Genomic DNA, 12,127 nt, shown 5'->3' on the forward strand with positions numbered 1-12,127 from the left:
GATGCGCCCCGCGTCATAACGGGCGGTGTCATGCTCAACAAGTATCCCCTGTGGAAGTATCTGCTGATCCTGGCGGTCCTGGCCGTCGGTTTCATCTATTCCGCACCCAACCTCTATCCGGACGATCCGGCCGTCCAGATCAGTGGCGCGAGCACCGCGTTGCAGGTCACCCAGGCCGACGTCGACAAGGCCAGCAAAGCGCTCGCCGATGCGGGCATCGCCGTCAAGGCCGGCTCGCTGGGCAAGAACAGCGGCCTGATCCGTCTGGTCAAGCAGGAAGATCAGTTGCCGGCCAAGGACATCGTCCGCCGCGCGCTGGGTGACGACTATGTGGTCGCCCTGAACCTCGCCCAGACCACGCCGAACTGGCTGCGCAACATTGCCGCCCACCCGATGAAGCTGGGCCTCGACCTGTCCGGTGGTGTGCACTTCCTGCTGGAAGTGGACATGGAAAAGGCAGTCGACGCTCGTATGAAGGTGTATGAGAACGAGGTCAAGAGCGCCCTGCGTAAGGAGCGCGTGCGCTACCGCAGCCTGCCTGTGCAGGACGGCGGCATCCAGCTGGGCTTCACCGAAGAAGCCGACCTGGACAAGGCCAAGTCGATCATCGCCAAGGATTTCCGCGATTTCGAAACCGCCCAGAGCGAGCGTAATGGCATGCAGGTCCTGCGTCTGGCCATGACCGCCACCAAGCTGGCCGAAATCCGCGAATACTCGATCAAGCAGAACCTCACCACCGTTCGCAATCGCGTGAACGAGCTGGGCGTGTCCGAGCCGCTGGTACAGCGCCAGGGCGCCAACCGCATCGTCGTCGAGCTGCCGGGCGTGCAGGACACCGCTGAAGCCAAGCGCATCCTCGGCAAGACCGCCAACCTGGAGTTCCGCCTGGCCGCCGAGCCGGATGCGATCAAGTCCTCCACCGAGACCTTCGATTTCCGCGAGCCGCGTCGCCCGCCGGCGAGCCTGGAGCGTGGCGTGATCATCACCGGTGACCAGGTCACCGACGCCAGCGCCAGCTTCGACGAGAACGGCCGTCCGCAGGTGAACATCCGTCTGGATGGCCACGGTGGCGAGCTGATGAACCGCGCGACCCGCAACAACGTCGGCCGCAGCATGGCTGTGGTGTTCATCGAGCAGAAGCCGATCACCCGCTACACCAAGCAGGTCGTCGACGGCGTCGAGCAGGAAGTTGCTGTTCCGGCGTTCAAGGAAGAGAAACAGATCATCAGCCTGGCGACCATCCAGTCGCCGCTGGGCAACCAGTTCCGCATCACCGGCCTGGATGCCCCGGGCGAGTCCTCGGAACTGGCCCTGTTGCTGCGCGCCGGTGGCCTGGCTGCGCCGATGTACTTCGCTGAAGAACGCACCATCGGCCCGAGCCTGGGTGCTGACAACATCGCCAAGGGTATCGACGCTTCCCTGTGGGGCATGGTCTTCGTTTCCCTGTTCATCATCGTCATCTACCGCTTCTTCGGCGTGATCGCCACCGTCGCCCTGGCCTTCAACATGGTCATGCTGGTGGCGCTGATGTCGATCCTTGGCGCGACCCTGACCCTGCCGGGTATCGCGGGTATCGTGCTGACCATGGGTATGGCGGTGGACGCCAACGTGCTGATCTTCTCGCGGATACGAGAAGAGCTGGCGGCGGGCATGTCGACACAGCGGGCGATCCATGAAGGCTTCAACCGTGCCTTTACCGCGATCATCGACGCCAACCTGACTTCGCTGCTGGTCGGCGGCATCCTCTACGCCATGGGCACCGGCCCGGTGAAGGGCTTCGCCGTGACCATGTCCCTGGGTATTCTCACCTCGATGTTCACTGCCATCATGGTCACCCGCGCAATGGTGAACCTGATCTACGGCGGCCGCGACGTTAAGAAGCTGTGGATCTAAGGGGTCAGAGATGAATATCAAGATCGGTACTATCAACTTCATGGGCGTGCGCAACATTGCGTTCGCCGCGACCCTGATCCTGACCCTGATCGCCCTCGGCAGCTGGGTCTTCAAAGGCATCAACTTCGGCCTGGACTTCACCGGCGGTACGTCGATCAAGCTGACCTACGAGCAGCCTGCCGACCTCTCCAAGGTGCGTGAGCAACTGGTCGCCGCCGGTTACAGCGAAGCCGTGGTGCAGAGCTTCGGTGACACCCGTGACGTCCTGGTGCGCATGCCCAGCGAAGACCCGGAACTGGGCAAGAAGGTCGCCACTGCGCTGCAGAAAGCCGATGCTTCCAACCCGGCCAAGGTCAACGGCGTCGAGTATGTCGGTCCGCAGGTGGGTGAAGAGCTGCGCGACCAGGGCGGCCTCGGCATGCTCCTGGCGCTGGGCGGCATCCTCCTGTACGTAGGCTTCCGCTTCCAGTGGAAGTTCGCCCTGGGTGCGATCCTCTCGCTGATCCACGACGCCATCATCGTGATGGGCGTGCTGTCGTTCTTCCAGATCACCTTCGACCTGACCGTGCTCGCCGCAGTACTGGCGGTGGTGGGTTACTCGCTGAACGACACCATCGTGATCTTCGACCGGGTGCGCGAGAACTTCCGCGTACTGCGCAAGGCCAGCCTGATCGACAACATCAACATCTCGACCAGCCAGACCCTGCTGCGGACCATCGCCACCTCGGTGTCGACCCTGCTGGCGATCGCCGCTCTGCTGTTCTTCGGCGGCGATAACCTGTTCGGTTTCTCCATTGCCCTGTTCGTCGGTGTGATGGCGGGTACCTACTCGTCGATCTACATCGCCAACGTGGTACTGATCTGGCTGAACCTGTCCACCGAGGACCTGATTCCGCCGCCGAGCAAGGAAGTCGACGAGCGCCCGTAATAGAGCGTTTCCGGTCTTCCAGAGAAAACTCCCGCTTCGGCGGGAGTTTTCATTTGTAGGTGCTGTGTCACGGAATGGTCGGAACTTCTTACAAATCGATTGCTCCAAGGCAAGGTAAAGGGCGAGGCCCGAATGAGAAGAAAGACCAGGAGAACCCTATGAACAAGTCGTTGCTAATCGGTACCGTGCTGGGCGCTGTAGGCGTGACTGCCGGTGGCGCCGTGGCTACCTACAGTCTGGTGGACCGCGCGCCGCAATACGCCGAGGTGCTCGCCGTTCAACCGGTCAAGGAAACCATCAAGAATCCGCGCCAGGTCTGCAAGGACGTGGCAGTGACCCATCAGCGCCCGGTCAAGGATACCCACCAGATTGCCGGTACGGCGATCGGCGCCATCGCTGGCGGCCTGCTGGGCAATCAGATCGGCGGCGGTAACGGCAAGAAGATCGCCACCGTGGCAGGCGCCATCGGTGGCGGTTACGCGGGCAACAAGGTGCAGGAAGGCATGCAGGAGCGTGACACCTACACCACCACTGAGACCCGCTGCAGCACCGTCAACGACACCAGCGAGAAGGTTGTCGGCTATGACGTGAAGTACCTGCTCGATGGCAAGGCCGGTCAGGTCCGCATGGACCGCGATCCGGGCTCGCAGATTCCGGTCGACAAGAGCGGCCGACTGATCCTGGGTCAGCAATAAGCAGTCGCCAGGTGTGGAGCGAGGAGGGCGCCCGATGGGCGCCTTTTTCTTTTGCTCTTTGTGGGAGTGAGCTTGCTCGCGAATCGGCCAAGGCTGTGGCTACGGATGGAAGGATGGAAAGGCTTCGCGAACAAGCTCGCCGCCTCAGGATTTGGATTATTGCAGGCACAAAAAAGCCCGGCATTGCCGGGCTTTTTCTGTCGTGGCTCTGGCTCAGCGCTTGAGCGACGGCGGCAGGTGCGGCTGGATGCTGGTCAGCAGCGCCTTGAAGCACTTGGTGTTGCCGGCGACGATCTGGCCTTTCTCGAGGAACTCGTGACCGCCGGTGAAATCGCTCACCAGGCCGCCCGCTTCCTGGATCAGCAGGGCGCCAGCGGCCATGTCCCACTCGGACAGACCGAACTCCCAGAAGGCGTCGTAGCGGCCGGCGGCAACGTAGGCCAGGTCCAGGCTGGCGGCGCCGGCGCGGCGGATGCCGGCGGTCTGGCCGACCAGGCTGCGGAACATGCCCAGGTAGGCGTCCAGGTTATCCATCTGGCTGTCGCGGAACGGGAAGCCGGTGCCGAGCAGGGCGCCTTCCAGGCTCTTGCGGTTGCTGACGCGCAGGCGACGGCCGTTCAGTGCGGCGCCACGGCCACGGCTGGCGGTGAACTCTTCCTGGCGGACCGGGTCGAGGACCACGGCGTGCTCGAGGCGGCCGCGGTATTTGCAGGCGATGCTGACGGCGTAGTGCGGAACGCCGTGGATGAAGTTGGTGGTGCCATCCAGCGGGTCGATGATCCACAGGTAGTCGGCGCCTTCGCCGCTGCCTTCGAGCACGCCGCCTTCTTCGCCCATGATCCCGTGGTTCGGGTAGGCCTTGCGCAGGGCGGTGACGATGGAGAGCTCGGCCGCGCGGTCGACTTCGGTGACGTAGTCGTTGGCTTCTTTCTCGTTGACCGACAGGGTATCCAGGCGTTCGATGGAGCGGAAGATCAGTTCACCGGCGCTGCGAGCGGCGCGCAGGGCGATATTCAGCATAGGCTGCATGGAGAGGTCACCTGGGTCGTTAAAGAAAGCCGGACATTCTAGCAGAAAGCCATGGAGTTAATAGAGCGACCTGTCGCCTGCGTGGCGCAAGCCCCACTGCTGCGGTAGGATTCTCTCCCTTTTTCGCTTTTGTGTGGAGTCGCGCGTTGCTCGACAAAATTCGCGTGGTGCTGGTCAACACCAGCCATCCCGGCAATATCGGCGGTACGGCCCGTGCGATGAAGAACATGGGCCTGTCGCGCCTGGTCCTGGTTGATCCGATGGATTTCCCCAGTGGCGAAGCGCGCGCCCGTGCCTCCGGTGCCGATGACATCCTTGATGCGGCCGTGGTCGTGCCCACGCTGGAAGATGCCCTGGCTGGCTGCAGCCTGGTGCTCGGCACCAGTGCGCGCGATCGCCGCATCCCCTGGCCGTTGCTCGACCCCCGCGAGTGCGCCACCACCAGCCTGGAACACGTCCAGCAGGGCGGTGAGGTTGCGCTGGTGTTCGGTCGCGAGTACGCCGGTCTGACCAATGAGGAACTGCAGCGATGTCAGTTCCACGTGCACATCCCGGCCAATCCCGAGTTCAGCTCGCTGAACCTGGCGACGGCGGTGCAGGTGCTGGTCTATGAGGTGCGCATGGCCTGGCTGGCCGTTCAGGGGCAGCCCACCAAGCAGGAGAAGGTCGAGTCCACTGCCATGCTCAACAGCGTTCCGGTGACGTCGGACGAGCTGGAGCGCTTTTACGCGCATCTGGAGTCGACCCTGGTGGACATTCAGTTCCTTGACCCGCAGAAGCCGCGCCACCTGATGTCGCGCCTGCGCCGCCTGTATGGCCGTGCCGGTGTCAGCAAGCTGGAGATGAATATCCTGCGGGGTATTCTCACCGAGACACAGAAAGCTGCCCGCGGGGAGCTTTCCAAGCGGAGTGATGAAGATGTTTGAGCGTGTACGCGAAGATATCCAGAGCGTATTCCATCGTGACCCGGCGGCGCGCAATGCCTTCGAGGTGCTCACCTGCTATCCGGGTCTGCATGCCGTCTGGCTGCATCGCCTGGCTCATGGTCTTTGGGCGTCCGGCTGGAAGTGGCTGGCGCGCATGGTGTCGAATTTCGGTCGCTGGATGACCGGCATCGAGATCCATCCGGGTGCGAAGATCGGTCGCCGCTTCTTCATCGATCACGGTTTGGGCATCGTCATCGGCGAAACCGCCGAGATCGGCGACGATGTGACCATCTATCAGGGCGTCACGCTGGGCGGCACCAGCTGGAACAAGGGCAAGCGTCACCCGACCCTGGCCGACGGCGTGGTGGTGGGGGCGGGCGCCAAGGTGCTCGGTCCGTTCACCGTCGGTGCTGGCGCCAAGGTGGGTTCCAATGCCGTGGTTACCAAAGAGGTGCCGCCTGGTGCCACTGTGGTGGGTATTCCCGGCCGCATCATCGTCAAGGATGACGCGGATCAGGCCGCCAAGCGCCAGGCCATGGCAGAAAGGCTCGGGTTCGATGCCTACGGGGTCAGCCAGGACATGCCCGACCCGGTGGCCCGTGCCATCGGTCAGTTGCTCGATCACCTGCAGGCGGTCGATGGCCGACTGGAGGGCATGTGCAAGGCTCTGACAGCTCTGGGTAGCGACTACTGTGCGAAAGATCTTCCGGTTCTGCGGGAAGAGGACTTCGCCGGCGTCAAGGACGAGGAGAGCAGCAAGTCGGCGCAGTGATGCGCCGGCCCTTGCATTGCTGCTACAATATGTCGCCGTTCGCTGGCTAATTCCGACTAAAGTAATAGGTCTTATAGTTGACTTAAATAGTCGGAAAAGAGCATACTCCCGCCATACCAGCGATTCTTCCGGATTTCCCCATGCGATTGACCACCAAAGGCCGCTATGCCGTCACCGCCATGCTCGATCTGGCGTTGCACGCCCAGCGTGGCCCGGTTTCTCTCGCCGATATCTCCGAGCGCCAGGGTATCTCCCTGTCCTACCTGGAACAGCTGTTCGCCAAGTTGCGCCGTGGCAACCTGGTGGTCAGCGTGCGTGGTCCGGGCGGTGGCTACCAGCTGTCCCGCGACATGACCGGCATCCACGTCGCCCAGGTGATCGATGCGGTCAACGAGTCGGTCGACGCCACCCGCTGCCAGGGGCAGGGCGACTGCCACTCCGGCGATACCTGCCTGACCCACCACCTGTGGTGCGACCTCAGCCAGCAGATTCATGAGTTCCTCAGCGGCATCAGCCTGGCCGACCTGGTCGAGCGCCGCGAAGTTCAAGAGGTCGCCCAGCGCCAGGACGAGCGTCGCTGCTCGGGTACCAAGCCGCTGCGCCTCGATAAGATTGAAGCGTCCGCCATCGATTGAGCGAACGCCCGCCTGTAGGAGTTACCTGATGAGATTGCCGATTTACCTCGACTACTCCGCTACCACCCCGGTGGATCCGCGTGTCGCTCAGAAAATGGCCGACTGCCTGCTGGTTGACGGCAATTTCGGCAACCCGGCTTCGCGTTCCCACCTCTTCGGCTGGAAGGCCGAGGAAGCGGCTGAGAACGCCCGTCGCCAGGTCGCCGAGCTGGTCAATGCCGACCCCCGCGAGATCGTCTGGACTTCCGGTGCCACCGAGTCCGACAACCTTGCCGTCAAGGGCGTCGCGCACTTCTACGCGACCAAGGGCAAGCACATCATCACCTCGAAGATCGAGCACAAGGCGGTCCTGGATACCTGCCGCCAGCTGGAGCGCGAAGGCTTTGAAGTGACCTACCTGGAGCCGACTCCCGAGGGCATCATCACCCCGGCGATGGTCGAGGCCGCCCTGCGTGACGACACCATTCTGGTCTCGGTCATGCATGTGAACAACGAAGTCGGCAGCATCAACGACATCGCCGCCATCGGTGAGCTGACCCGCGCCCGCGGCATCCTGCTGCACGTCGACGCTGCTCAGTCGGCCGGCAAGGTGGACATCGACCTGGAGAAACTCAAGGTCGACCTGATGTCCTTCTCTGCCCACAAGGTCTACGGCCCCAAAGGCATGGGCGCTCTTTACGTGCGCCGCAAGCCGCGCGTACGCCTGGAAGCCCAGATGCACGGTGGCGGCCACGAGCGCGGCATGCGTTCGGGCACCCTGGCGACCCATCAGATCGTCGGCATGGGCGAAGCCTTCCGCATCGCCAAGGAAGAAATGCACCAGGAAATGGCCCGCATCGAAGGCCTGCGCAAGCGCTTCTTCGATCAGGTGCAGGACCTGGAAGAGCTGTACCTCAACGGCAGCCCGACTTCCTACGCGCCGAACATCCTCAACGTCAGCTTCAACTACGTCGAAGGCGAGTCGCTGATGATGTCGCTCAAGGACCTGGCTGTCTCGTCCGGTTCCGCCTGCACCTCCGCCTCGCTGGAGCCGTCCTACGTGCTCCGCGCCCTGGGTCGCAACGACGAGCTGGCGCACAGCTCCATCCGTTTCAGCTTCGGTCGCTTCACCACCGAAGAAGAGGTCGATTACGCCGCCAAGAAGGTGGTGGAAGCCGTTTCCAAGCTGCGTGAACTCTCGCCGCTGTGGGATATGTTCAAAGAGGGTGTCGACCTGTCCAAGGTCGAATGGCAGGCCCACTGACCCGCCCCATAGAAGTGAGGATTAGCCATGGCTTACAGTGACAAGGTCATCGACCACTACGAAAACCCGCGCAACGTCGGCAAGCTCAATGCCGAAGACCCGGATGTCGGTACCGGCATGGTCGGTGCTCCGGCCTGCGGCGACGTGATGCGCCTGCAGATCAAGGTCAACGAGCAGGGCGTCATCGAAGATGCCAAGTTCAAGACCTACGGCTGCGGTTCGGCCATCGCCTCCAGCTCCCTCGCCACCGAGTGGATGAAGGGCAAGACCCTGGACGAAGCCGAATCCATCAAGAACACCACCATCGCCGAAGAACTGGCCCTGCCGCCGGTGAAGATCCACTGCTCTGTACTCGCCGAGGACGCCATCAAGGCGGCCGTGCGCGACTACAAGCAGAAGAAAGGTCTGCTCTGAAGCGATTCGTTGAGTAAGGAGTTCCCATGGCCATCAGCATGACCGAATCCGCCGCCAACCACGTTCGCCGCTCCCTTGAAGGGCGTGGCAAAGGCGAGGGCATTCGTCTTGGCGTGCGCACCACCGGGTGTTCCGGTCTGGCCTACGTGCTGGAGTTCGTCGACGAGCTGGCAGCCGAGGATCAGGTCTTCGAGAGCCACGGCGTGAAGGTCATCATCGACCCGAAAAGCCTGGTCTACCTCGACGGCACCGAGTTGGACTTCACCAAGGAAGGCCTCAACGAGGGCTTCAAGTTCAACAACCCGAACGTGCGCGGTGAGTGTGGCTGCGGCGAAAGCTTCAACGTCTGAGGCTGGGTGTGGGTAGTCCCTGTCACTTCGCGCTGTTCGACCTGCAGCCGGGCTTCCGGATCGATCTGGAAGCCCTTGGCAATCGCTACCGTGAGCTGGTGCGAACCGTCCACCCGGACCGTTTCGCCGATGCTTCCGAGCGCGAGCAGCGACTGGCGCAGGCCAAGGCCGCTGAACTCAACGATGCCTACCAGACGCTGAAGAGCGTTCCGCGTCGTGCCCTGTACCTGCTGGCCCTGCGCGGCGATTCGCTGCCGCTGGAAGCCACGGTGCAGGACCCGGAGTTCCTCCTGCAGCAGATGCAGCTGCGCGAGGACCTGGAAGACCTGCAGGAAAGCGCCGATCTCGACGGCGTGGCGCAGTTCAAGCGTCAGCTGAAGTCCGCCCAGCAACGGCTGGAAGAGGATTTCGCCGATTGCTGGGATGACGCCGCCCGCCGCGACCTGGCCGAACGCCTGGTGCGTCGCATGCAGTTCCTCGACAAGCTGGCGCAGGAAGTGCGACAGCTGGAAGAGCGACTCGACGATTAATCCGCGCGGCCCGCGCCGCGCCCGATAGCCTGATTAGAAACCGCATGGCCCTACTGCAGATCGCCGAGCCCGGACAAACCCCCCAGCCGCACCAGCGTCGCCTGGCCGTGGGGATCGACCTGGGCACCACGAATTCCCTGGTCGCTGCCGTGCGCAGCGGCGTCGCGGCTCCGTTGCCGGACGACCGCGGCGAAGTGATCCTGCCTTCGGCGGTGCGTTACCTCGCCGATCGCATCGAGGTGGGTGAGAGCGTTCGCGCCACCGCCTCGCAAGACCCGCTGAACTCCATCATCTCGGTCAAGCGCTTCATGGGTCGCGGCCTGGAAGATGTGAAACAGCTTGGCGGCCAGTTGCCGTACCGCTTCACCCAGGGCGAATCGCACATGCCCTTCATCGAGACCGTCCAGGGCGCCAAGAGCCCGGTGGAAGTCTCCGCCGAAATCCTCCGTGTCCTGCGTCAGCGCGCCGAATCCACCCTGGGTGGCGAGCTGGTGGGTGCGGTGATCACGGTTCCCGCCTACTTCGACGACGCCCAGCGTCAGGCCACCAAGGATGCTGCGCGTCTGGCCGGCCTGCACGTGCTGCGCCTGCTCAATGAGCCGACCGCAGCCGCCGTTGCCTACGGCCTGGACAAGAACGCCGAAGGCCTGGTCGCCATCTACGATCTGGGCGGCGGTACCTTCGATATCTCCATTCTGCGCCTGACCCGTGGCGTCTTCGAAGTCCTGGCTACCGGCGGCGACACCGCCCTGGGTGGCGACGACTTCGACCATGCCATTGCTGGCTGGATCATCGAGCAGGCCGGCATCTCGGCCGACCTCGATCCGGGCGCCCAGCGCCGTCTGCTGCAGACCGCCTGTGCCGCCAAGGAAGCCCTGACCGATAGCGCCAGCGTTACCGTCGCCTACGACAGCTGGGCCGGCGAGCTGACCCGCGCCCAGATGGATTCCCTGATCGACCCGATGATCCAACGCAGCCTCAAGTCCTGCCGCCGTGCGGTGCGTGATTCCGGCATCGAGCTGGAAGAGGTCAGCGCCGTGGTCATGGTCGGTGGTTCCACCCGCGTGCCGCGCGTTCGCGAGCTGGTGGGTGAGCTGTTCGGTCGCGAGCCGTTGACCGATATCGACCCGGACCAGGTGGTCGCCATCGGCGCCGCCATCCAGGCCGATGCCCTCGCCGGCAACAAGCGCGGTGAAGAGCTGCTGCTGCTGGATGTGATTCCTCTGTCGCTCGGCCTGGAAACCATGGGCGGGCTGATGGAGAAGGTGATTCCGCGCAACACCACCATCCCGGTGGCACGTGCCCAGGAGTTCACCACCTACAAGGATGGCCAGACGGCCATGATGATTCATGTGCTGCAAGGCGAGCGTGAGCTGGTCAAGGACTGCCGGTCCCTGGCGCGCTTCGAGCTGCGTGGCATTCCGCCGATGGTGGCGGGCTCGGCGAAAATCCGCGTCAGCTTCCAGGTCGATGCCGATGGCCTGTTGGGTGTTTCCGCCCGCGAGCTGTCCTCCGGCGTCGAGGCGAGCATCCAGGTCAAGCCGTCCTACGGCCTGACCGACGGCGAGATCGCCCGCATGCTGCAGGATTCCTTCCAGTACGCCGGCGACGACATGGCTGCCCGCACGTTGCGCGAGCAGCAGGTCGAGGCTCAGCGCCTGCTGGAGGCCGTGCAGTCCGCGCTGGACGCCGATGGCGAGCGCCTGCTCGACGCTGATGAGCGCCTGGTCATCGATGCCGGCATGGATTCGCTGCGCGAGCTGGCTACCGGCAGCGATGCCACTGCCATCGAACTACAGATCAAGCGTCTGTCCCAGCTGACCGACGCCTTTGCCGCGCGCCGTATGGACGCCACCGTCAAAGCCGCACTGGCCGGTCGCCGGCTCAATGAACTCGAGGAATAAGCGAAGATGCCGCAGATTGTCTTTCTGCCCCACGCCGAACACTGCCCCGAAGGCGCGGTGATCGAAGCCCAGCCGGGCGAAACCATCATGAAGGCGGCGCTGCGCAACGGCATCGAGATCGAGCATGCCTGCGAGATGTCCTGTGCCTGCACCACCTGCCATGTGGTCGTGCGCGAAGGCTTCAACTCCATGGAAGCCTCCGACGAGCTGGAAGACGACATGCTGGACAAGGCATGGGGTCTGGAACCGGATTCGCGCCTGTCCTGCCAGGCCGTGGTCGGCGAGACCGATCTGGTGGTGGAAATTCCGAAATACACCATCAACCAGGTGTCCGAAGGTCACTGAGGCGGAGCGCTCACATGAGTCTGAAATGGGTTGATGTGCTCGAAATCGCCATCCAGCTGGCCGAATCCAAGCCGGACGTCGATCCGCGCTACGTGAATTTCGTCGATCTGCATCGCTGGGTGCTGGCATTGCCGGAGTTCAGCGACGATCCCTCCCGCGGTGGGGAGAAGGTGCTGGAAGCCATCCAGGCCGCCTGGATCGAAGAAGCCGACTGAGGGTGCGGCTCACCAGAGCCGCGTACCCATTTTTCATGAACCCGCGTATAATTCGCGGGTTTTATCTTTAGGTGAGCTGTCGAAAATTTCCCCGGGGGAATTTTCCAGTCGCCGGCCCTGTCGCAGTCGGGCCGGTTTCGCGGCTTCCGCCCCACGGGCGCAGCGCGCGGCAAACCCTAGAATCGCAGGAGCTCCTGGCCACGCCAGGGGCTTCTTGGCATTACCAACCTTGCTTTTCGGAGTTATTT

Annotated in this window: 14 protein-coding genes; 13 read left to right on the forward strand and 1 reads right to left on the reverse strand. The window is 63.3% G+C overall.

Annotation, left to right across the window (positions count from 1 at the left end; genetic code table 11):
* Positions 1-30 precede the first annotated feature (30 nt).
* The 3 genes from secD (at position 31) to IB256_RS01920 (ending at position 3,516) form a co-directional block, all read left to right on the forward strand.
* Positions 31-1,893 (forward strand): protein translocase subunit SecD, encoded by a 1,863-nt coding sequence (gene secD / locus IB256_RS01910; RefSeq protein WP_081515992.1) that lies wholly within the window; start codon positions 31-33, stop codon positions 1,891-1,893.
* A gap of 10 nt (positions 1,894-1,903) precedes the next feature.
* Positions 1,904-2,821 (forward strand): protein translocase subunit SecF, encoded by a 918-nt coding sequence (gene secF / locus IB256_RS01915; RefSeq protein WP_192291583.1) that lies wholly within the window; start codon positions 1,904-1,906, stop codon positions 2,819-2,821.
* 158 nt (positions 2,822-2,979) lie between these two features.
* Positions 2,980-3,516 carry a glycine zipper 2TM domain-containing protein gene (locus tag IB256_RS01920; protein ID WP_017522298.1) on the forward strand — a complete coding sequence of 179 codons (537 nt, stop codon included), beginning with the start codon at positions 2,980-2,982 and terminating at the stop codon, positions 3,514-3,516.
* A 213-nt stretch (positions 3,517-3,729) separates the two neighbouring features.
* On the opposite strand, the gene suhB is transcribed toward IB256_RS01920, so the two are convergent.
* Positions 3,730-4,545: an inositol-phosphate phosphatase gene (gene suhB / locus IB256_RS01925; protein WP_192291579.1), complete on the reverse strand. Its 816-nt coding sequence runs from the start codon at positions 4,543-4,545 to the stop codon at positions 3,730-3,732.
* Between the two features lie 146 nt (positions 4,546-4,691).
* On the opposite strand from suhB, the gene trmJ reads away from it, so the two are divergent.
* From trmJ to iscX, 10 genes are all read left to right on the forward strand, one after another.
* Positions 4,692-5,471: a tRNA (cytosine(32)/uridine(32)-2'-O)-methyltransferase TrmJ gene (gene trmJ, locus IB256_RS01930; RefSeq protein ID WP_017522296.1), complete on the forward strand. Its 780-nt coding sequence runs from the start codon at positions 4,692-4,694 to the stop codon at positions 5,469-5,471.
* On the forward strand, positions 5,464-6,243 hold the full coding sequence (gene cysE, locus IB256_RS01935; protein WP_192401105.1) for a serine O-acetyltransferase: 780 nt from the start codon (positions 5,464-5,466) through the stop codon (positions 6,241-6,243). The genes trmJ and cysE overlap by 8 nt, the downstream gene beginning before the upstream one ends.
* Before the next feature lie 140 nt (positions 6,244-6,383).
* Positions 6,384-6,878, forward strand: a complete 495-nt coding sequence (gene iscR, locus IB256_RS01940) for a Fe-S cluster assembly transcriptional regulator IscR (protein WP_017522294.1) — start codon at positions 6,384-6,386, stop codon at positions 6,876-6,878.
* A gap of 28 nt (positions 6,879-6,906) precedes the next feature.
* A complete protein-coding gene (locus IB256_RS01945; protein ID WP_045210541.1) occupies positions 6,907-8,121 on the forward strand; it encodes an IscS subfamily cysteine desulfurase in 1,215 nt (404 codons plus the stop codon).
* A gap of 27 nt (positions 8,122-8,148) precedes the next feature.
* Positions 8,149-8,535 (forward strand): Fe-S cluster assembly scaffold IscU, encoded by a 387-nt coding sequence (gene iscU / locus IB256_RS01950; protein ID WP_015478505.1) that lies wholly within the window; start codon positions 8,149-8,151, stop codon positions 8,533-8,535.
* Between the two features lie 26 nt (positions 8,536-8,561).
* Complete coding sequence (gene iscA / locus IB256_RS01955) at positions 8,562-8,885, forward strand: iron-sulfur cluster assembly protein IscA (RefSeq protein ID WP_017522292.1); 324 nt, start codon at positions 8,562-8,564, stop codon at positions 8,883-8,885.
* Between the two features lie 8 nt (positions 8,886-8,893).
* Positions 8,894-9,415, forward strand: a complete 522-nt coding sequence (gene hscB / locus IB256_RS01960; RefSeq protein ID WP_192291575.1) for a co-chaperone HscB — start codon at positions 8,894-8,896, stop codon at positions 9,413-9,415.
* Positions 9,416-9,459: 44 nt separating this feature from the next.
* Positions 9,460-11,319, forward strand: a complete 1,860-nt coding sequence (hscA, locus tag IB256_RS01965) for a Fe-S protein assembly chaperone HscA (RefSeq protein ID WP_192401107.1) — start codon at positions 9,460-9,462, stop codon at positions 11,317-11,319.
* 6 nt (positions 11,320-11,325) lie between these two features.
* Complete coding sequence (gene fdx, locus IB256_RS01970) at positions 11,326-11,664, forward strand: ISC system 2Fe-2S type ferredoxin (RefSeq protein WP_081515975.1); 339 nt, start codon at positions 11,326-11,328, stop codon at positions 11,662-11,664.
* A gap of 14 nt (positions 11,665-11,678) precedes the next feature.
* Positions 11,679-11,879 carry a Fe-S cluster assembly protein IscX gene (gene iscX, locus IB256_RS01975; protein ID WP_017522288.1) on the forward strand — a complete coding sequence of 67 codons (201 nt, stop codon included), beginning with the start codon at positions 11,679-11,681 and terminating at the stop codon, positions 11,877-11,879.
* Positions 11,880-12,127: the final 248 nt, after the last annotated feature.

Origin of the sequence: Pseudomonas sp. PDM17 (assembly GCF_014851985.1) — a bacterium.
Lineage (GTDB): Bacteria > Pseudomonadota > Gammaproteobacteria > Pseudomonadales > Pseudomonadaceae > Pseudomonas.